Source organism: Litorivivens lipolytica (assembly GCF_014191715.1).
Taxonomy (GTDB): domain Bacteria; phylum Pseudomonadota; class Gammaproteobacteria; order Pseudomonadales; family Spongiibacteraceae; genus Litorivivens; species Litorivivens lipolytica.
The window spans coordinates 55,076-75,101 of sequence record NZ_JACHWY010000002.1; the positions used below are offsets into that span (position 1 = coordinate 55,076).

At 54.9% G+C, this 20,026-nt stretch carries 18 protein-coding genes; 17 read left to right on the forward strand and 1 reads right to left on the reverse strand.

Annotated features, from left to right (window positions below; genetic code table 11):
- Window positions 1-12: 12 nt before the first annotated feature.
- The 16 genes from FHR99_RS08740 to FHR99_RS08815 all read left to right on the forward strand — a co-directional run bounded on the left by FHR99_RS08740 (window position 13) and on the right by FHR99_RS08815 (window position 16,944).
- Window positions 13-2,085 (forward strand): PEGA domain-containing protein, encoded by a 2,073-nt coding sequence (locus FHR99_RS08740; RefSeq protein ID WP_183410279.1) that lies wholly within the window; start codon window positions 13-15, stop codon window positions 2,083-2,085.
- Entirely contained in the window at window positions 2,063-2,299 is a 237-nt protein-coding gene (locus FHR99_RS08745) for a hypothetical protein (RefSeq protein ID WP_183410280.1), read from the forward strand. The genes FHR99_RS08740 and FHR99_RS08745 overlap by 23 nt, the downstream gene beginning before the upstream one ends.
- A 36-nt stretch (window positions 2,300-2,335) precedes the next feature.
- Window positions 2,336-3,133 (forward strand): MotA/TolQ/ExbB proton channel family protein, encoded by a 798-nt coding sequence (locus tag FHR99_RS08750; RefSeq protein ID WP_183410281.1) that lies wholly within the window; start codon window positions 2,336-2,338, stop codon window positions 3,131-3,133.
- Window positions 3,133-4,413 (forward strand): hypothetical protein, encoded by a 1,281-nt coding sequence (locus FHR99_RS08755; protein ID WP_183410282.1) that lies wholly within the window; start codon window positions 3,133-3,135, stop codon window positions 4,411-4,413. Before FHR99_RS08750 ends, FHR99_RS08755 begins: the two co-directional genes overlap by 1 nt.
- On the forward strand, window positions 4,413-5,483 hold the full coding sequence (locus tag FHR99_RS08760; protein ID WP_183410283.1) for a vWA domain-containing protein: 1,071 nt from the start codon (window positions 4,413-4,415) through the stop codon (window positions 5,481-5,483). Before FHR99_RS08755 ends, FHR99_RS08760 begins: the two co-directional genes overlap by 1 nt.
- Entirely contained in the window at window positions 5,480-6,481 is a 1,002-nt protein-coding gene (locus tag FHR99_RS08765) for a vWA domain-containing protein (protein WP_183410284.1), read from the forward strand. Before FHR99_RS08760 ends, FHR99_RS08765 begins: the two co-directional genes overlap by 4 nt.
- Window positions 6,481-7,089 carry a hypothetical protein gene (locus FHR99_RS08770; RefSeq protein ID WP_183410285.1) on the forward strand — a complete coding sequence of 203 codons (609 nt, stop codon included), beginning with the start codon at window positions 6,481-6,483 and terminating at the stop codon, window positions 7,087-7,089. Before FHR99_RS08765 ends, FHR99_RS08770 begins: the two co-directional genes overlap by 1 nt.
- Entirely contained in the window at window positions 7,086-7,748 is a 663-nt protein-coding gene (locus FHR99_RS08775) for a hypothetical protein (protein ID WP_183410286.1), read from the forward strand. The genes FHR99_RS08770 and FHR99_RS08775 overlap by 4 nt, the downstream gene beginning before the upstream one ends.
- 78 nt (window positions 7,749-7,826) lie before the next feature.
- Window positions 7,827-8,294, forward strand: coding sequence for a type IV pilin protein (locus FHR99_RS08780; RefSeq protein WP_343067488.1), 468 nt, complete (start codon window positions 7,827-7,829; stop codon window positions 8,292-8,294).
- A complete protein-coding gene (locus tag FHR99_RS08785; RefSeq protein ID WP_183410287.1) occupies window positions 8,282-8,749 on the forward strand; it encodes a GspH/FimT family pseudopilin in 468 nt (155 codons plus the stop codon). Before FHR99_RS08780 ends, FHR99_RS08785 begins: the two co-directional genes overlap by 13 nt.
- A complete protein-coding gene (gene pilV / locus FHR99_RS08790) occupies window positions 8,749-9,321 on the forward strand; it encodes a type IV pilus modification protein PilV (protein WP_246386686.1) in 573 nt (190 codons plus the stop codon). The genes FHR99_RS08785 and pilV overlap by 1 nt, the downstream gene beginning before the upstream one ends.
- Window positions 9,318-10,382, forward strand: a complete 1,065-nt coding sequence (locus tag FHR99_RS08795; RefSeq protein WP_183410288.1) for a PilW family protein — start codon at window positions 9,318-9,320, stop codon at window positions 10,380-10,382. The genes pilV and FHR99_RS08795 overlap by 4 nt, the downstream gene beginning before the upstream one ends.
- Entirely contained in the window at window positions 10,379-10,927 is a 549-nt protein-coding gene (locus FHR99_RS08800) for a pilus assembly PilX N-terminal domain-containing protein (RefSeq protein WP_183410289.1), read from the forward strand. The genes FHR99_RS08795 and FHR99_RS08800 overlap by 4 nt, the downstream gene beginning before the upstream one ends.
- A 19-nt stretch (window positions 10,928-10,946) precedes the next feature.
- Window positions 10,947-15,077: a pilus assembly protein gene (locus FHR99_RS08805; protein WP_183410290.1), complete on the forward strand. Its 4,131-nt coding sequence runs from the start codon at window positions 10,947-10,949 to the stop codon at window positions 15,075-15,077.
- A 65-nt stretch (window positions 15,078-15,142) separates the two neighbouring features.
- Entirely contained in the window at window positions 15,143-16,207 is a 1,065-nt protein-coding gene (locus FHR99_RS08810) for a sensor histidine kinase (protein WP_343067489.1), read from the forward strand.
- A gap of 8 nt (window positions 16,208-16,215) precedes the next feature.
- A complete protein-coding gene (locus FHR99_RS08815; protein ID WP_183410291.1) occupies window positions 16,216-16,944 on the forward strand; it encodes a LytR/AlgR family response regulator transcription factor in 729 nt (242 codons plus the stop codon).
- A 6-nt stretch (window positions 16,945-16,950) separates the two neighbouring features.
- Here the strand turns inward: FHR99_RS08815 and FHR99_RS08820 are convergent, their stop codons facing one another.
- Complete coding sequence (locus FHR99_RS08820) at window positions 16,951-17,376, reverse strand: type IV pilin protein (protein ID WP_183410292.1); 426 nt, start codon at window positions 17,374-17,376, stop codon at window positions 16,951-16,953.
- Window positions 17,377-17,627: 251 nt separating this feature from the next.
- Here FHR99_RS08820 and lon point away from each other — a divergent pair, with 251 nt between their 5' ends.
- Window positions 17,628-20,021, forward strand: a complete 2,394-nt coding sequence (gene lon / locus FHR99_RS08825; protein WP_183410293.1) for an endopeptidase La — start codon at window positions 17,628-17,630, stop codon at window positions 20,019-20,021.
- Window positions 20,022-20,026 lie beyond the last annotated feature (5 nt).

Sequence of the window (20,026 nt, forward strand, 5' to 3'; positions counted from 1 at the left end):
ACAAGGTGGGTAATGAAGGAATCGGACAGCAACGCGCGCAATGAGGCGATCCGCCCGGCGGCTTTTCAGCCGCCGGATGCCAGTGCGGCAGCGGCGCCAGCGCGAACGGTGCGGCCCCTTTTCTGGGTGGTTGGCGCGCTGCTTGTCGTGTTGCTGGCGGGGCTCTGGTTTGTGCTTACCGCGAAAGCGGTGAAGGTGCAGACGGAACCGGCGGCTGACGGAATTTCTCTGAGCGGCGGCTTGGCAATAGAGCTTGGCGGGAATTACCTCGCTCGCCCCGGCGATTATCTGCTGCGAGTGGAGAAGGCCGGTTACCACACCCTGGAGAAGCCGATTACTGTCAGTGCCGAGGGCGACAATCTGTTTCGCTTTGAGCTGAAAAAATTACCGGGCCTGCTGACGGTCAGCTCGACCCCTGAGGGCGCCCGTTTTGAGCTGGAAGGCGAATCCAAGGGCTATACGCCGGTGGCTGACATCAAATTGGAACCGGGCTCCTATACCTATACCTTGAGTGCGCCGCGCTATCAGCCAAGCACCGGCGTGGTGGATATTGAAGGCATGGCGCGTGAGCAAGGGCTGCATCTGGCGCTGGAACCCGGCTGGGCCGAGATCAGCCTGCGCTCAAAACCCGAAGGTGCCCTGTTAACGGTCGATGGCGTCGAGCAGGGCGTAACGGGCCCGGACGGGATGGTGGTTGAGTTGATGCCCGGCAAGCACACCCTCAAGCTCTCGCTGGCCGGCTATCAGGATTGGGAATATTCGCTGATTACCGAGGCTAACATCGCCCAGCAATTACCGCCGGTGGTGCTGCAGCCCAGTTACGCAAGCGTGGAACTCAGCAGTCGCCCGAGCGGCGCGCGGGTGCAGGTCAACGGCGAGTATCAGGGGCAGACCCCCCTGACCATCGAGTTGCGCCCTCAATCGCGTACCGAGCTGACACTGAACAAGCCGGGCTACCAAACCTTGACCAAAACCTTGTCACTGGCCAGCGGCAGTCGCGAACAGCTAGAGCTTACACTTAAGCCGGTTGTGGGTGAGATCGAAGTCAGCGCCACGCCAAAAGATGCCCTGTTATACATTGATGGCATTTTGCGTGGACGCGCGAATCAAACCGTGCAGCTCACGGCGACCGCGCACAAACTGGAAATTCGTCGCGAGGGTTATGCGACTCATCGGCAGACCGTTACTCCGCGCTCTGGGTTCAAGCAGCGGGTGAATGTCAGACTGCTGACCGAGCGCGAAGCTTTTCTGGCGCAATTTCCGAAACGTATTCGTGCTGCGACAGGCGATGAGCTGGTATTGATCGAGCCGGGTGGACCCTTTGCAATGGGTTCGCCGCGTCGGGAGCAGGGGCGGCAGTCCAACGAGGTGCAGCGCGATGTCAAACTGACGCGTTTGTTTTACCTCGCGACCAAAGAAGTGACGAATGAGGCTTTTCGTCAGTTCCGCGCCCAGCATTCTTCGGGCATTGTGCAGCGCACAACGCTGGACAACGACAACTATCCGGTGGCGCGCGTGAGTTGGCAGGACGCCATTGCCTTCTGTAACTGGCTTAGTCGCCGCGATGGTCTCCCGGAGGCTTATCGCAATGGTCAGTTGGTTACTCCCGCGAACACGGGTTATCGTCTGCCCACCGAAGCCGAGTGGGTTTGGGCGGCGCGCTATACCGGCGGCAAGGGTGAGCGCCGCTACGCCTGGGGCAACGATATGCCGCCCACGGGCAAGGCCGGAAACTACGCAGATATCAGTGCGCAGGGTGTTGTGGATAAAACCCTCAGCACCTACCAGGACAATTATATCGCGGCTGCGCCAGTCGGAAAGTTTGATCCTAATCCTTTAGGTCTATTTGATCTGGGCGGTAATGTCAGTGAATGGATGAACGACGTTTACAGCGTTGAAATTTCGACGGCGGTGGAAACCGATCCGCTCGGCGCGGGCGCCGGCAAGCTGCATACCATTCGTGGTTCCAGCTGGCGACATGGGCGCATAACGGAACTGCGTTTGGTGTATCGGGATTCCGGTGAGGAAGGGCGTGATGATGTGGGCTTCAGGTTGGCGCGCTATGCACAGGCACAAAAAGATTAGTTTTGCTGCGGTGGTGATTCTCATGGGGCTGATGGTTGGGCCGCTCTGGGCGCAGTCTAATGAAGAGGCGGAATCGCCCGCTCAGCCAGTGGAAGAGTCGGCGCCTGCGGCAGAACAACCAGCGCAGCAGCCGGCACCTCCCGCGCCACGCGCTTTCAAGCCTTCGGAAGAAGTGCACGCGGATACCATACTCACGCTGCCTGCGGATTTCTGATGGCAGGCAACTCTCGATAACAGGCAAGAGCGACGAATGAAAATCCGACTGTCCAATGACTTTCTCTATCAACTGTTTGCGTTGTTGATTTCCATCATCGTGGTGCACACGGCTTACGTTACGGTAATCCGCCCCGAGGCTCGACTGATCGAGATGGAGCAGCAGCAGATGATTGCCAACAATCCGGACTATCAGCCGGAGCGCTCCCTGCTGGTGATCATTCGCGACTTTGAACAGGAAGCCTGTTTTATTCTGCTGTTCTGGGCGTTTGCTCTGCTGATCATGAAAGCCGTGGCGGTCAGTCGTCAGCGCGAGCAGCTTGAACAGAACCTGATTCAGGTGTCGGAAGGGGAAACGATATTGCCGGAAGATGCGCGGCATCATGCGCGCATTATCGAAGCCCTGCCCGAACCCGAGCGCAGTTATTTGTATCCGCGTACCTTGCTGACGGCACTGCGCCGTTTCCGCTCGACCCGCAATATCCAGAATGTGGCTGATGCCATCACTCAGAGCTGCGAAGCAGAAATTGAGCGGCTGGAATCCGAGCTGTCGATGATCCGCTATATCGCCTGGGCGATTCCCTCTATTGGGTTTATCGGTACCGTGCGCGGTATCGGTGAGGCGCTGGGGTTGGCGCATAAAGCGCTGGAAGGCGATATCAGTGGCGTAACCGCCAGCCTCGGTTTGGCCTTCAATTCAACACTGATTGCCCTGATTCTCTCGATCATTCTTATGTTTGCCTTATACCAGCTGCAATTGCTTCAGGAGCGCCTGGTGTTGGATACCCAAACCGCCTGTGATCGCGGGCTGATTCAGAATCTGCAGAGTCAATAATGCTGATACTCGATTTTAATGACAGCGCCCTGCGGCTGTTTGGCGACGACGGCCTGCTGGCAAGCTCGCCGGCCTGTGCAGTTTTAAATGGCGACAGTTTTCTGCTCGGCAGTGAAGCGCTGGCAAAATCCCGCCTCAATCCGCGTGCGACTTATCTGCATTTCTGGGAGCAGCTGGATCAGCAGCCGCTGAATCGTCTGGCAGGTAGCGCTCGCAGTCACGCTGATATTGCCTACTACCACCTGCGACATTTATTCCAGTCAGCCAATACGCGTGAAAAGGATATTCTCCTGTTGGTGCCCGCCCACTATGGCAGTGAGCGTCTGGCGTTGCTGCTTGGCATTGTACAGGCCTGTTCACTGAGGGTGGCAGGAATAGCAGAAAGCGCGGTGCTGGCCGCGGCCTCTGTGCCGCCGTCAACGAGCGGCACCTCCATACGTTATCTGGATATCAGCCAACACCGGAGCATGGTGACTGATATTGAGTGCGACACGCGCCTCAAAACGGGTGTCAGCCGCGAGCTCACCACGCCGGGATTGAACTGGTGTATCGAGCAATGCGTGCGCCAGATCAGTGAACAGTTTTTACAGGAAACGCGGTTTGACCCCTTGCACGAGGCGGCCAGCGAGCAGCGCCTGTTTGACCAGTTGCCGCGGTGGTGGCAAGCCTTGCAACAGTCGTCGCGGGTGACGCTGGAGCTGCCTGCGGGGCTGCGCCAGCATCGCATCGAATGGCGCCGGGAACAGGTCGAAGTGGCCTTGGATGGTTTGTATCGGGAGTTGCAGAAAGCGGTGCGTGACGCGTCGGGTGCAGTGCTGCTCAGTCACCGCCTCGCAGCCTTGCCGGGCCTGACCGATACACTGCGCGCGTGCGGTGAAGTTCATGTGCTGACAGAGACCGCCAGTGTTGATATTGCCCGCCAGAAGCAATCCCTGTTGTGTACTGAGGGCGATTCACCCTTGTGGGTTAAGCAGCTGCCCTTGCCAGAGGGTGAGCGCAGCGAGCCGGCTATGAGCGTGCCTGCGGCACCAACCCTTAAGGCGACGCACGTGCTGCATGAACATCGCGCGTTTCCTATTGGTGGTGGCTTGCAGTGGCCGGCCAGTGAGCCACAGTTTCAGCTCCAGTGTGAGGGTGAGACTCTGCGGGTTAAGCCGCTTAGTGAACGCGTCAGTCTGAATGGCGATTCCCTTGTCGGCGCACAGTCAGTCAGTTTGGGGGACTGCCTGCAGACACCGGCAGGCGATGTGCAATTGATACGGGTTGAAAGCGAGACCTGATGAGCCGGCGTCGCGGATTTGAACAGTTCAGCATGTCCTTTCTCGACGCCATGTCCTGCGGGCTGGGCGCGGTCATTCTGATTTTTATGATCATTAATCACTCCACCGAAATACGCGCAACCGATACCTACAAAGAGGTTGCCCGCAATCTCAGCTTGATCGAGCAGGAAGTTCTGGAAAAGCGCAGTGCCCTCGCAGCACTGGCCGCCGCCCTGCAGGAAACTGAAACCCAGCTTGAAGCGGCAAATCGCGAAGCTGCCAGCCTGAAAGAAATTATCGATCAGGAAGATGATTCCGATCAGGAAGTGCGCACTCGCGAAAAGAATATTCAGGCCTTGACCAAAGAACTCAAGGCCATTGAGAAACAGCTCGATACCCTGCGCGACAAACAGGGCGAGGGAGATGCTACCCGCGCCTTTGCCGGTGAGGGGCGGCGCCAGTATCTCACGGGCTTGAACGTAGGCGGCGAGCGCATTTTGATTCTGCTCGACAGCTCTACCAGTATGCTCGGCGAAAAGGTGGTTGAAGTTATTCGGCGCCGCAATATGAGCGATGCCCGCAAACAGGCTTCGCCGAAATGGCAGCGTGCGCTAAATGCAGTGGACTGGCTGACCACCCAGATCCCCGCCGACTCGCAATTTCAGATTTACAGCTTTAATACCGCTGTGAAACCCGCCATCAAGGGCAGTGAAGGCAAATGGCTTCGCACGGAAAAAGGCAAGCAGCTCACCGAGGCCATCGGCGCGCTGCGCAGTGTCGTACCGGAAAACGGCACCAGTCTGGAATTGGCCTTCAAGGCGCTGACCGAGCTTAGCCCGGCCCCGGACAATGTGTTTCTGATCACCGATGGCCTACCTACGCAGGATGTCAGCGCTTCGCAGAGCGGCGGGGTTTCCGGTCGTGAGCGCCTGCGACTGTTTGCCACGGCCGCGAGCCGGCTACCTAAATCCGTACCGGTTAATGTGATTCTGTTTCCTATGGAAGGCGACCCCTTTGCCGCCAGCACCTACTGGGCGCTGGCCCGTAACAGCGGAGGAGTCTTTCTCAGCCCGTCGGAGGATTGGCCGTGAAGCGTCGTCGCCGCGAAACCGAAACCTTCGGTCTGTCTTTTCTCGACGCCATCAGCTGTGGTTTTGGCGCTATTGTGCTCCTCTTGGTGCTGACCAAAATTGCCGAGCCGACCAAGCAGAAGGATGAAGGCATTGGCTTGCAGGCCATGGCCGAAAAGCTGGCCGCGGAATTGCCCGAGCTGGACGGGAAACTCGACAGTCTCGAGCAGAAACTGGCAGAGAAGGGCAAGCGTCTTGCGGAGGCAGAACAGGAGTTGGCCAGTATGCGGCCCGAGGCAAGGGCGCTGGAGGCCGAACGCGCAGACGCGCAACTGGAAGCCGAGGCTGCGGCGGCGATAGAAAATCGTCTCGCGATTGCCCGGCAGGAGCTCACCGAAGAGATGAAGCGTCTCTACGGCAGCGGCGTGCGCCCGCAGAATCAGTCAGTGGGCGGGATTCCGGTCGACAGCGAATACATTATTTTCGTGATCGATACCTCGGGCAGTATGCACGGCTACGCCTGGCCCACCGTGATTAAAAAACTGACCGAAACTCTGGACTTGTACCCCAAGGTCAAGGGCTTGCAGATCATGAACGATATGGGCGACTACATGTTCAGCCAGTACGCCGGCGACTGGATTCCTGATACGCCGGGGCGGCGCAAGGCCATTATCAGTCGTATGGCCAGTTGGCAGCCCTTTTCCAATTCGAGCCCGGTAGAAGGTATTACTCGCGCGATACGGGCCTTTTATTCCGACGACAAAAAGATCAGTATTTATGTGTTCGGCGATGAATTTACCGGGAACTCCATTCAGGCGGTGCTGGACACGGTGGAGCGGATTAATCCCCGTGGTGCCGATGGCAAGCCGTTGGTGCGCATTCATGCGGTGGGGTTTCCGGTGCAGTTCACCCGCAGCGGCATACGGCCAACGGGTGTGCAGTTTTCCATGCTTATGAGGGCCCTGTGCCAGCGGAATGGCGGTACGTTTGTGGGCCTGCAAACACTGGAGCCGCGGTGATGTTAAAGCTACGCTGGATCGCGCTGTTTCTAAGTCTATTGTTGGGCGCCTGCAGTCAGCATGTGGTGCTGAGTGATGACTTTCCGGAGCCAATCATCAGCCAGTTGCCGCAGCCGGTCGTGGTCTATATTTCCCCTGAGCTTCGCCGTTATGTTCATCGCCACGAGCCGGAGCAAGGCGCTGACTGGACCATTGTGTTCGGCAGTTCCCAGGAAAAGCTGTTCAAATCGGTCTTTGCAGGGATGTTTGAAGAGGTAAGCCTGGTGTTCGAAGAAAAAGCCATTCCCGATGACGCTCTGGTGCTGACGCCGGTCATGCGGGATTTTCAGTTTAGCACCCCTGGCATGAGTAAGAGTGACTACTATGAAGTGTGGATCAAGTATTCACTCAAGCTCGCTCGAGGAGGCGGCGAGCCAATGCTTAACTGGGCGTTCACGGCCTATGGGCGGGAAGAAAAATCCGGCCGTTCTGCTGCCGGTGCCATGCGTGAAGCCTCGCGGCGCGCGATGCGCGATGCCGCTGCCGCCATCGTATTGAACTTTATGAAGCAGCCCGCCGCGAAAAAACTCTTTTCCGTCGCGCCTGCCGCGAAAGCTGAGCGCACGTGATGAGGTGCTGGCCTGCCGCATTTGCGCTGCTACTGACCGCCATTCTCGGAGGCTGTGTCAGTTCGTCAGTGGAGCAGTTGCGACAGGCGCCGGTGGGCGTGCTGAAAGAGGGTGAAACCATTGTCGTGTTGGGGCGGCGTCAAAACTTTCGGCACCAGACCGAGGCGGACTTTACTCGCTGTGTGCAGAATACCCTCACCCGCAAAAAACTGCCGGTCAAAGCCGAGCAGGACTTTATGGACGAGATGTTTCCCTGGTTCCAGCCGCGTATGGCGCCTACTACCGCCGAGGCTCTGGCCAAGCGCCTGCAGGAGCCGGCTATTGCTGATCGTCTGAAGCAGACCGGCACCCGCTATATAGTGTGGCTCGACGGAATCACTCGCCGCGGCGAAGACGGCGGCAGTCTGTCCTGTAGTGTTGGTGCCGGCGGCGGCGCCTGTCTCGGCCTGTTGTGGTGGGAAGACGACGCCGAATACGAAGCCGTCATCTGGGACATGCAAACCCTGAAGTCCATGGGTAAGATCGCCGTTGAAGCCAGTGGAACCTCTTATGTGCCGGCGGTGATCATTCCCATCCCGCTGGTGGCGCCCACCCAGTCCGCTGCTTGTCGTGGCGTGGCCAATCAGATCGGCGAATTCCTGACCAAGGCAATCCAGTAGCCTTTAAGCCGCTTATGTGACCGGTTTCGCGCACCTTTTACCGTCTGTCAGAAAAAACGACCGTTCGTCGCATAGTCGGTGACCCTCGCATTTCTCGCTTCCATACTGCCCAATGACAAATTTCTTTGGCTGAAGACTATGCACGGTTTGCGCACGGAAAAAGGTTTCACATTAATTGAAGTGATGGTGGTCGTCGCGATGATCGCCATTATCGCGACCATCGCTATGGGCAGTTATCGCGACAGCACCGTGCGCGCCAATCGCACTGCTGCGGCCAGTTATTTGCTGGAAGTTGCGAACATGCAGGAGCGGTATTTGCTCGACAATCGAAGTTACGCGGCGGATATGGCGACACTGGGGGCCTCAGTGCCGCCAGAAGTCTCAGCTAATTATACGGTAACGACTGTAGGTGCGGCGGCAACCTATCAGGTCACCGCAACGCCCACGGGTGCGCAGGCTTCGGACGACACCGACTGCGGTTGGCTGCGGATAAATAACACTGGCGCAAAATCAACTCAGCACGGTGGCACGCGATGCTGGCGCTAAATCGTAAGCAGGGTGGTTACACCCTGTTGGAGATACTGATTACGCTGGCAGTGGTGGCGATTGTGGCCTCGCTGGCGGTTCCATCCTTTCAGAACATGATTGCGACCCAACGTGTGCGAAGCGCTGCGAATGATTTGGTTGCCACGTTAAATTTTGCACGCAGTGAAGCTGTTAAGAGAAATGCAACGGTCACTATTACGCCTGCTGCGGGCGGTTGGACAGATGGTTGGACAACCGCCAGCGGCGGCACAACATTGCGGGTGCAGGATGGCTACGAGGGCATCACGCTGACCGGAGATCCGGCATCTACTCCTCTGAGCTATGGTGGTGATGGTCGACGTAATGGCTCGGATGTGGAAATCGAGATCGAACCGCCTTCGGGTTCCGGTGCGCCTAGCTATTGCATTGAGATGTCGGCCACGGGCAAACCTTCGTCTAAGTCTGGGAGTTGCTGATGAATATGCGGAAAGAGCAGCTTGGCATAGGCATGATCGAATTGCTGATCGCCTTGTTGGTGTCTTTGGTTGCATTGATGGGGGCTGCAGGCTTGGTGGTGAGGACGGTGCAGCAGGAAGCTGAGTCCTATCAGCGGTTGCAGGCCTTGACCCTCGTTCAGGATATGGTGGACCGCATCAATGTAAATCGGCAGGTCGTGACTTGTTATAGCAATGGTGCGAACGGTGAAACTTTGGGAACCGGCGTTACATTCGCTACCGATGTGCAGGATTGCGGTGGCAGTGATCAGCAAAATCGTGCGGATGCGGATATGTTGGCCTGGCACAACGCCTTGTTGGGTGCATCTGAGAAGGATGCCGATGACGACACTATAAACCTCGGCAGTATGATTGGGGCCAGAGGATGTATTGAGCAGGTTGATGCCGCCAACAGATTATACCGCGTGACGGTCGCCTGGCAGGGGCTTAGTGAAACCGTTACACCCACTAGTGATTGTGGGCAGGGGCAATACGGTGCTGAGCCTAAACGCCGCGCTGTAAGCATACTTATCAGACTGGCGAACCTATCATGAGTAAACACAAGCTTGTTGCTAAACAACGCGGTCTGACGCTTCTGGAAATCATGATCGCATTGACCTTGGGTGCTTTCATGCTGGTGGGGATAATCAGCTTGATGGCCTCAGTCAGTGCGACGCGAACCGAGCTGAACAGAAGCTCAGAATTATCAGAAAATGGCCGCTATGCTATTCAGATTCTCACAGATGAAATCTCCCTGGCCGGTTATTTCGGTCCCTACTTTAATGCCAGTGTCGATAGGACATCTCCAGATCCGTGTGAAGATGGTACGACGCTGGCCAATTTAGGTATCAGTCTGCTGGATTCTGACGGTGATACCCTCGCTCCGGAATTGCCCACGGCGGTTGAAGGATTTGGCTATTCGGCATCAGCAGCAACGCCTTCCTGTTTTTCAACAACCGATGCGAACATTGTTACTAATGGCGAAGTTCTGGTGGTCCGGCGGGTAAATGCCAATTCTGTAGCGCAAGCGTCTGCGGTCGATGGTGATCCCTATCTGCAGATTTCATCCTGTGATACTGATGCCGATGCCTTCCGCTTTGGCACAGTCAAAGCCAACTTTACGTTGAATGACGATGACTGTAATACCGCCCAGGTTTGGCCCTATCGCGTCAGTTCCTTTTTTGTATCCAATTGCGACGAATGCGATCCCAGTGACAATATCCCTACACTCAAAGTGGCGGAATATGTAGATGGCGAATTCGAGATCAGTTCATTAGTCGAGGGAATACAAGATATACATTTTGAGTACGGTATCGATTTAGACAACAACGGAGCTCCCGACTGCTACGTTCCTGACCCTCGGGTGGATAATTTGACTACGGTCGGTTGCCCTGCAGCAGGTTCCGCGAGTGACACTGAAAACTTTTCCAATGTTGTATCGGTTGCGGTTTCAGTTCTGGTGCGCAGCGTAACAAGCTTCCCGGGCTGGAATGACGATAAAACCTATGATCTCGGTGAAGCAGCGCGAGTTGGCCCGTTCAATGATGCCTTCAAAAGGCGGGTATTTCGGTCGGTAGTGCTTATACAAAATGTGTCGGGGGTGCGCGAGTCATGATATCCCGCAATCAGCAACAGGGCGCGATACTGGTAATCGTCTTAGTTATGGTCGGTATCTTTATGATTATCGTGACCAGCCTGGTGTCGTCCAGCAATATCAATTTTCGAATAGCGGGTAATCAGCAGTATCGGATGGAGGCTAAGCTCGCGGCCAGAAACGGTATGGAAGCGTACATTAGCAACCCTGCCAACTTCACATTGCCTTTGCCGATAAATGCAGAAGAGATAGGAACAGACTTTGACGGCGACGGAACGGATGATCTTATAGCTTCTGTCGCGCCTCCGAATTGCACGCGTTCGACAATTATTACAATTCCGGAATTGGATGTAAGTAATCCTAGTGAAGCGCAGTGCCTTGGCAGTGGTTCGCTGGCGACCACAGGTATTTTTGGGGGTAGCGGCGGTGTCACATCGGGTAACTCCTGGTGTTCGCGTATGAATTGGGATGTTGCATCTACGGTAAATAACGCCAATACAGGGGCGGGGATCGAAATGCATCAAGGTGTTTACATGCTGGCCGTGGTTGGCACCAGTTGCCCATAACACTGGCGGAGAATAGACAATGAAGAAATGGATATGGGTTCTGGTCGCTTTCAGTGGATGGGTTTCCGCGGAAGATATTGATCTTTTTACTGGTAACAACCCTGCGGGCGGTAACGAACCAACAGTGCTTGTTGCGTGGCACACCTCTGCAAATGCGAATGCCAATGTTGTACATGGATGCACTTATAGTGATGGCAGTGGCGCTCCCAGTATGGGCAACACCGTTGCGGGGATGGAGCAGTGTGCACTTGTTAATACGGTGCTCGAGCTGAAGAATCTTCCCGACCTGCTGGGTAAGGTCAAGATTGGGCTGATGGTCTTCAACAAGAATGGTATTGAAAGCAATTACCCCAACGGGATAACAAAAGGTGGCGACGACTGTGGTTACCTCGTTCTTCCACCAAAGTTGATGCATGATGGCTTGACTGACCCCGATACCGGCGACGTTACGGAGTCCAGTGCGATCGATGCTTTTGTGACTACGGTTAAGTCGTTTCAAGACAGTACAAGTGCCAGCATCCTGGCCAACCAGTCTCAAACTGGTGACATGGTCGCGGAAACATGGGCTGCACTGAATGGTCTTAGCACCTCCTGTTCCGGAACGGATTACTCCACGGTCACCACGGTGTCTACGGAGTGTCGTGATGCTGTAGTTGTCTACCTTGGCAATGCGACAAAGGAAACCGCATCGGTAAAAGACGGTACGGGTAGCCCGGAAGATGTGCTGAGTGCACAGTTGAAGAACGCCTTTGGTTACGCTGAAGGTTCGGACGATTATGTCGATTTCATGACGCCGATACCGGTCACCAACCTTACCAACTCAGACAGTGTTAATGGTGGTTATTGGGCGGATGAGTGGACTCGTTTTATGAAGCGAGTGAACGTCAGCGATAGCGCTCAAGCTGATCGCAATATTGCTACCTATACCATCGCCGTGTATGACCCCGACCCAAATCTCGCCAGCAAGATTGACGAGGAAATTTTCTTTTATGGGAAAATGGCCAGTATGGGCGGCGGCGATGCTTATCAAGTAGAGTACGACGACCCCGGTAAGTTGAAGGAAGTTTTTATCCAGATATTTAACGAAGTCCAGGCCGTAAACAGCGTTTTCTCTTCGGCAACCTTGCCGGTTAGTGCCAATACACAGGGCACCTTCCTCAATCAGATCTATATCGCGATGTTTCGTCCAGATGGGGCGGCGGGTCCTCGCTGGCTTGGTAACCTCAAACAGTACCAGCTAGGTTTTGATGCCAGTGGTACGATTGTGCTTACCGATGCAACCCAAGATCCGAGTGCTGGACCGGTTACGTCGGCGACCAATATTAACACCGGTACGATAAAGGAGACGGCATCGAGTTTCTGGACAACAAATACACCGTCTAACTCTCCGGATTGGCCCACTGCAGCGGATGAAGGCTTTGGGTTCTGGGTTAACAGTCGCAGCGGAAGTGGCGGCACTTATGATATGCCTGATGGCGATCTGGTCGAAAAAGGCGGCGCTGGTCAGGTCACAAGAATTCAATACTTGACCAGCCAAGATGCACGTAAGATCTATACCTGCAATAGCGAGACCAGCTGTCCGATAGGGTCGGATTTGCCAGAGTTTTCGACCTCGAATACTACCTTAGCAAGTAATGCGGATACGCTGTTTGCGCTCTCATCAAGTGGGGCGGGCTCAGCGAGTATTCGGGCGGGCTCGAGCGCAAAGATGAACGTCACCTATTCATGTCAGTCTGAGAAAGTTAAAGGGTCGACGTCTATTTACTGTTATTTCTATGAGACCGTAGCCGGTACGTTGGAGGACGTACGTGCTGAGTCTGGTACAGGACAGAATAAAGTTGCGGCAGATCATGTCGATATTATTCCAACGGACGCTACTTTCCTCTCGCAAACCGATTGCAATAACGTGTCGTCCGATGCTGCCACCTGTGAGGTTCTGGAAACCGGTACAAACGCCGGACTCAAATACATCAAGGTGAAGATGCCTTCCATGACTGCAGGTGCAAATAATGGTGGGAATCCTCTCGAAGTTACCGTGTATCGCTATTCGACTACCGCGGTAGTGACCCAGAATAGCCATGGTTTCAGTACCGGCGAGCAAATCACGTTGAGCTCATGTGCCATTTCCACGAGTGAAACAGTTAATAGTGGGTCCGGTGTTGGACTTAGCCAAATGACGGGTGGCTCCTTTGTTACGGAAGCCAAAACGATACTTACAGCAAACTCCTATTCCATTGAATTAAACAGTGTTGCTCTGGGCAGCCACGATGTTACCTGTCGGGGTGAGACGCTGCTTACCGGCAGTAACTTGATCGATTGGGTGCGAGGGGAAGATATTGCGGGCAATGAAGCCTTGGAAGGACCCTGTCCCCTGAATAATGATGGGTCGCGCAATTATCCCGATGGGACCACTGCCTGTTCCATCTCTATTCGGCCCTCGGTTCACGGGGATGTTCTGCACTCACGCCCTGCGGTTATCAACTTTGGTGATATCAATAATGACAACCCTGAGGGTGAGACCGACGTCATCGTCTTCTACGGTGCAAACGATGGCTTATATCGTGCGGTAAATGGCAACCAAACGCGCTCTATTACACTCGATGGCGGTCGCGTTGTACCTCCGGGCGGGGAGCTCTGGGCCTTTATTGCACCGGAATTTTTTACCAAGTTACCGCGTCTGTTCAATGATGATCCGAAAATTAACTACACGGGGGTAGTGGATGATGAAGCCGAACCGCGTGATTACTTCTTTGATGGGATAACGGCGATTCTTCAGGATAAGCGAACAACAGGCGCAACGGCTGGAAAGTCATATATCTATTTGACCGCGCGACGGGGTGGTCCGATTCTCTATGCGCTGGATGTTACTGACCCGAAACTTCCACCGAAGATACTTTGGAAAGTTAACAAAACCCAGATTCCGGAACTGGCACAAACCTGGTCGCACCCAAAAGTTGTGGAGATCAAAGGGCATGCTAATCCTGTGTTGATATTTGCTGCGGGTTACGACGCTGATGTTGAAGACTGTGAGCCGGCTGGCCAGTGCGAAGATAGCAATGGTAATCCTGTGACAGTAACAACGGATGAAGGCCGCGGAATTATTATCCTGGATGCGACAGATGGCAGTCTCGTGTGGGCCGCACTCGCAGATTGTACTGGTGTAGCCGGTGCTACCAGCAGCAATTGCTTTGATAACAGCGACTTTACTACGGATTTTGACAAGTCCTTCGCTGCGGATGTGACCGTAGTGGATAGAAATTTTGATGGAGTCGCTGACCGCTTGTACGCGGCAGATGTTGGAGGCGGTATATGGCGAGTCGATCTCGAACCGAATGGCTATAGTACAACGCCGTCGCCGTCAGATTTTCAAGTAATGAAAATTGCTGATATCAGCGGTTCTGGAAACGATGCACGTAAATTTCTGTTTCCACCGGATGTTGTGCCTACCAACAACTTTGATGCGGTGGTCGCGGTTTCCGGGGATCGTGAGCACCCGTTGTATCCTAGCCCTGATGACGTCAATACGGCGGGTATTGCCTACAACGTCACCAACCGCTTTTATATGATCAAGGATACTGTGTCCTATAACGGTGATCCTAGTCGTACGGTAGCGAATGAACAGGCGCGCACAGTACTCACAGAAAGCGACCTATTTAATCGCACGGATGGCCGCTGTCTAGATGCTACGAACTCTCCGGTTGCCTGTACCTATGATTCATCGACAGGGACGTATAAAGATTCGAGCGGTACCGAAGTTACGCTGGTCGATTTTGACGGGAATGGTGACCTCTTCGACGGTTACTATTTCAGTTTCGGGAATCCGGGAGAAAAGGGTATCAATGCGCCGGTCGTGGTGGCGGGCAGCGTATTCTTCGCCACCAATCAGCCTGATGCGGTGCCCGAGGATTCCTGTACTGCTAATCTCGGTGTTGCTCGCGGTTATAAAGTAAACTTTTTAACAGGCGAAAAGACCATAAATGTATTTGTGGGGGGTGGTATGCCGCCTTCACCCATCGCGGGTTTGGTTACGATCGGAGACGAGACGGTACCCTTTATTATCGGTGGTGAAGGGCCTTCAGCGTTTGACCCGAGTACTCCGACATTGAATCTGGATCCAGGGCGCAAGCGCACCTATTGGTATTACAAGTAACACGGAGACGTTGATAAAGGCTGCTATACTGCCTGACACGAGCTTACGGTGAGAGTTTATCGGTCGTGTCAGTGCAAGTAAGGCAGTCTGAGCAGGAGAACGCATCTGATGATGCGTTTTTTCTACCGGATTTGTGCAATGCCCAAGCCCTGCTGGTGCTGGTGATTCTTGCCGAATTGCTGGCACTGGTGATAACCGGCCTGCAGCGGGGCTTGTTTCCTGTCGACTGGCAGCACTTCTCGCTGGTTTCCCTGTTCTGCCTCTTGGTCTTCCTTTCTTCGTCTGTGGTGCTGTGCGCATTGCGACACCGTCTAGCGCGTCTGCCGCTGGTCTGGTCGGCATCGCTCAGCTACGGCTTGGTGCTGACTGTACTGCTGCTATATGCCTTGGGCGCCCAATGGTTGCTGGCAACTACGGCGTTTCGCTCAGAAGGTATGCCGGGCGAGTCTCTATGGGTAACGCTGTTTGTCGGTGCAGTGATTGCGGGCATTGGTTTACGTTATCTATTTTTAAGTTGGCAGTTGCGCCGTCGAGAGCAGAGCGAAATGCAGGCTCGTATTCAGGCCCTGCAATCACGTATCCAGCCCCATTTTTTATTTAATAGCCTCAATACGATTGCCAGTCTGATTGCCGAGAACCCTGATCAGGCCGAGCGCGCGGTTGAGGATCTGTCGGCGCTGTTTCGCGCAAATCTTCAAGATAGCCGCGTTATGAGTACCTGGGGTCGCGAGCGTGAGTTGTGCGAGCGCTACTTACGTATTGAGTCGATCAGGCTGGGGAATCGATTGCGCGTCGACTGGCAGGTCGATGCGCTTGACGATAGTCAGGAGGTGCTGAGCCTGAGTCTGCAGCCCTTGCTGGAAAATGCGATTGTGCATGGGGTTCAACACTTGAGCGATGGTGGCACGATTCATATCCAGGCGGTTCGGGCCGGCGATGATTTTACGCTGTCCGTTGAAAATCCTTTGGCGTACGGGCGGGAGCGACCTATTGGCAACCATCTGGCGTGCGATAATCTTCACCACAGGCTGCAGAGCGTTTTTGGGGATCGCGGTAGTTTGACTTTGGAAGAACGAGACGCAAAATTTCGTGTTGAAATGCGTTTCCCGGCAAGCGTTCTTCCGCGGTAGTGCACGTTATGAAAGTGCTTATTGTTGATGATGAAAAACCGGCTCGCCAACGTTTGCGGCGACTGCTGCAGGATTTGACCGACGTAAGTATTGTCGCTGAAGCGGAAAACGGTGAGCAGGCGATTGCACAGGCTGAATTACAGAAGCCGGACCTGGTGCTGATGGATATTCAGATGCCGGGGATGGATGGCCTGACCGCCGCGCGAAAGCTGGCGGAATGGAAGGCGCCACCAGCCGTCGTATTCTGTACCGCCTATGATGAATACGCTCTGGCTGCCTTTGAGGCGGCGGCGGTGGATTATCTGCTGAAACCCGTAGAAAAAGCCAAGCTGCACAAGGCGCTGGAGCGCGCCCAGCGTTTCAGTTCGACGCTGTTGGATGATATTGCGGCTGCCAGCTCGCCGGGCCTATTGCTCACGACCGCACAAGGTTCTGAAAAACTGAGTTTGACTGAGGTTCTCTGTCTGCGTGCCGAACAGAAATATGTCGTTGCGGTGCATGCGGGCGGAGAGGGCTTATTGCGCGAAAGCTTGTCGCAGCTGGAGCAGGATTGGCCCGATTACTTTATCCGTATTCATAGAAACACCCTTGTGGCGCGCTCTCGCTTGCGGGGCATTGTCCGTGTCGGTACCGCCCAATGCGCTCTCATCGAAGGCTTGGCGGAAAAGCCCAAGATCAGCCGTCGCCACCTGCCGGATGTGAAGAACGCGCTGCAGGGTGAAGGCTCAGCGCGCTAGCCTTGATTAGTGGCGCCAACAGTCGGCTATCGTGACGCCGCTTGCAGCGCCATTCAGGCTCTTACCGCCGGCAGAACTCAACTCAAAATTCCCACATTTGTCACCAGCCATGCTGCCGGAGCGGGTCGCTCGCAGAGTAAAACTGTTGGCGGTTGAGGCTGTTGCCGCAATGGTATACAGCGTGACGCTGCCCGCATTCACTGCCGTTGGATATACGGCAGCGAGATTGTTGTTGGTGTCAAGGTATGATCCGTTGACGGAGTAGTGGCGTTCCAGTGCCTGGGCGCCCTCCAGCAAGACGGCAATCGCGTCGGCGCGTTTAGCCTTTGCCACATGCTCCACGTAGCTGGGGTAGGCAATACTCGCGAGTATGCCGATGATGGCTACGACTACGATCAGTTCTATTAGTGAAAATCCGCTTTTCGTGCTCATTGGTTTTCCTTAACCATAAGAAACAGGGGGTCTAGTACCTCGGCATAGTTTGTTATACCGGATGGTCGGCGTTTTACAAGTGATATGTCTGTAAAGCTGGAATTGCGGCGGTCTGGAGCAGTTGTTATACAAAAAGTTTCTATTGCGGTCGCAGCAGAACTTTGCCGGTCAATTTGAATGAATATCTAGACTTGAGGTCGGAGAGTTAGGCCCCATATAGTCCTTTATACCCCCGTGAACTAGGTTGGCTCATGAGTGATAACGCAAACAATGACAATGTACTGAATGGGGAAATGATTGATGGCGAGCACAGTCTGGTCATACCGGATTCCGTGCTGCCCTCGGTTCTGTACCTACTCCCCGTGCCGAAGCGCCCGTTCTTCCCGGCGCAGGTGCAACCGATCTTGCTGGAAATGAAGCTCTGGCAGGAAACTCTAGAGAAGGTGGGCAACAAGCAGAATCACGTGATGGGGCTGCTCTACTGTGGTGATGATACCCCGGCCAGTCTGGATACCGAGGCTGCGCCGAGTATTGGCACCGCCGTTCGAGTACATCACGCCCATCAGGAAGGTGATACCGCGCAGATCGTGGTGCAGGGCCTGAAGCGTTTTCGGATCCGACGCTGGATTAGTCGCAAGCCGCCCTACGCGGTTGAGGTGGATTATCCGGACAATATCGGCGAGCGCGACAGCGACGAGGTAAAAGCCTATGCGATGGCGATTATCCGCGCGATCAAAGAGTTGCTGGCGATCAACCCGCTCTACAGCGAGGAGTTGAAGCAATATCTATCGCGCTTTAGCCCCAATGAACCCTCCTTGCTGGTAGATTTCGCGGCGGCTATTACCAGCAGTGCTAAAGGCGACGAGCTGCAGGATATTATTGATACCCTGCCGCTGCTGCGGCGTATGGAAAAAGTTCTGCTGCTACTCAAGCATGAACGCGAGGTCGCCGAGCTGCAGGGTAAAATCAGCGAGCAGGTGAATGAAAAAATCAGCGCTAATCAACGCGAATTTTTCCTGAAAGAACAGCTGAAAGTTATTCAAAAAGAGCTGGGGATTTCCAAGGACGATCACACCGCAGACGCCGAAGAGTTTCAGGAGCGTCTCAAGGGTAAGACCCTACCCGACGCTGCGCGCAAAAAGATTGACGACGAATTGCACAAGCTGCAGGTGCTGGAGACTGGCTCACCCGAGTACGGGGTGACGCGGAATTATCTGGAGTGGGCGACGTCACTGCCCTGGGGCGTATTCTCCGAAGATCAGCTGGACCTTAAGCGTGCGCGCAAGGTGCTCAACGAACACCATCAGGGCCTGGAGGACGTCAAAGAGCGCATTGTCGAGTTTCTGGCGGTGGGTAAATTCAAAGGCACCGTCGCCGGCTCTATCATTCTGCTGGTGGGGCCGCCGGGTGTAGGCAAAACCTCTATTGGCCGCTCCATAGCCGATGCCTTGGGGCGCAAGTTCTATCGCTTTAGTCTGGGTGGTATGCGCGACGAGGCTGAGATTAAGGGCCATCGCCGAACCTACATCGGCGCCATGCCCGGCAAGCTGGTGCAGGCGCTCAAGGATGTAGAAACTGCCAACCCGGTGATAATGCTCGATGAGATCGACAAGGTTGGCGCGTCCTATCAGGGTGACCCGGCCTCAGCGCTGCTGGAAGTGCTTGATCCCGAGCAAAACGTCGAGTTGCTCGATCACTATCTGGATATGCGGCTGGACTTGTCCAAGGTGCTGTTTGTGTGCACGGCCAACCAGCTCGATACCATTCCCGGCCCCTTGCTCGATCGTATGGAAACCATTCGGCTGGCGGGCTATCTGGCGGAAGAAAAACTGGCCATTGCTCGCAAGCATTTATGGCCGCGCTTGCTGGAGCGCAGTGGTATTGCCAAGAAGCGTCTGAGTATCAACGCGGCAGCCCTGCGCCATGTAATCGATGGCTATGCCCGTGAGGCGGGTGTGAGAAATCTGGAAAAGCAGCTCGGTCGCATTGTTCGTAAAGCCGCGGTGAAATTGCTTGAAGATGATGATTTGATCCTGAAGCTCGGCGTGGACGATGTTGAAGATTTTCTCGGCAAGCCCGTCTTTAAAAAGGAAAAGCCCCAGCAGGGCGTGGGTGTGGTAAACGGTCTGGCCTGGACCGCCATGGGCGGTGCAACGCTGGGTGTTGAGTGCTCCCGCATTCATGGCCTCAATCGCACCTTCAAACTGTCGGGACAGCTGGGTGATGTTATGAAAGAGTCGGCGGATATTGCCTACAGCTATGTTATGTCGAACCTGGAAGCCTTTGGCGGTGATCCGAAGTATTTTGACGAGGCGACAGTCCATCTCCATGTGCCGGAAGGCGCTACTCCCAAAGACGGGCCCAGTGCCGGCGTCACCATGGCGAGCGCTTTGCTGTCGCTGGCTTTGAACAAGGCGCCCAAAACCGGTTTCGCGATGACCGGCGAGTTAACCTTAACCGGACAGGTCTTGCCGGTGGGAGGGATTCGCGAGAAAGTCATCGCGGCAAAACGGATCGGTATCAAAAAAGTGATTTTGCCGGAAGATAACCGCCGTGATTTTGACGAGTTGCCCGACTACGTGAAAAAAGGTGTAACGGCCTTCTTTGCCGAGCGTTTTGATCAGGTGCGTGAGCTGATGTTTTAAGCGGC

What these genes read in the sequence shown, in the direction of transcription:
- FHR99_RS08740 (WP_183410279.1), top strand. Translation starts at nt 13, where the DNA reads ATGAAGGAATCGGACAGCAACGCGCGCAATGAGGCGATCCGCCCGGCG.
- FHR99_RS08745 (WP_183410280.1), top strand. Translation starts at nt 2,063, where the DNA reads ATGCACAGGCACAAAAAGATTAGTTTTGCTGCGGTGGTGATTCTCATG.
- FHR99_RS08750 (WP_183410281.1), top strand. Translation starts at nt 2,336, where the DNA reads ATGAAAATCCGACTGTCCAATGACTTTCTCTATCAACTGTTTGCGTTG.
- FHR99_RS08755 (WP_183410282.1), top strand. Translation starts at nt 3,133, where the DNA reads ATGCTGATACTCGATTTTAATGACAGCGCCCTGCGGCTGTTTGGCGAC.
- FHR99_RS08760 (WP_183410283.1), top strand. Translation starts at nt 4,413, where the DNA reads ATGAGCCGGCGTCGCGGATTTGAACAGTTCAGCATGTCCTTTCTCGAC.
- FHR99_RS08770 (WP_183410285.1), top strand. Translation starts at nt 6,481, where the DNA reads ATGTTAAAGCTACGCTGGATCGCGCTGTTTCTAAGTCTATTGTTGGGC.
- FHR99_RS08785 (WP_183410287.1), top strand. Translation starts at nt 8,282, where the DNA reads ATGCTGGCGCTAAATCGTAAGCAGGGTGGTTACACCCTGTTGGAGATA.
- pilV (WP_246386686.1), top strand. Translation starts at nt 8,749, where the DNA reads ATGAATATGCGGAAAGAGCAGCTTGGCATAGGCATGATCGAATTGCTG.
- FHR99_RS08795 (WP_183410288.1), top strand. Translation starts at nt 9,318, where the DNA reads ATGAGTAAACACAAGCTTGTTGCTAAACAACGCGGTCTGACGCTTCTG.
- FHR99_RS08800 (WP_183410289.1), top strand. Translation starts at nt 10,379, where the DNA reads ATGATATCCCGCAATCAGCAACAGGGCGCGATACTGGTAATCGTCTTA.
- FHR99_RS08805 (WP_183410290.1), top strand. Translation starts at nt 10,947, where the DNA reads ATGAAGAAATGGATATGGGTTCTGGTCGCTTTCAGTGGATGGGTTTCC.
- FHR99_RS08815 (WP_183410291.1), top strand. Translation starts at nt 16,216, where the DNA reads ATGAAAGTGCTTATTGTTGATGATGAAAAACCGGCTCGCCAACGTTTG.
- FHR99_RS08820 (WP_183410292.1), bottom strand. Translation starts at nt 17,376, where the DNA reads ATGAGCACGAAAAGCGGATTTTCACTAATAGAACTGATCGTAGTCGTA.
- lon (WP_183410293.1), top strand. Translation starts at nt 17,628, where the DNA reads ATGAGTGATAACGCAAACAATGACAATGTACTGAATGGGGAAATGATT.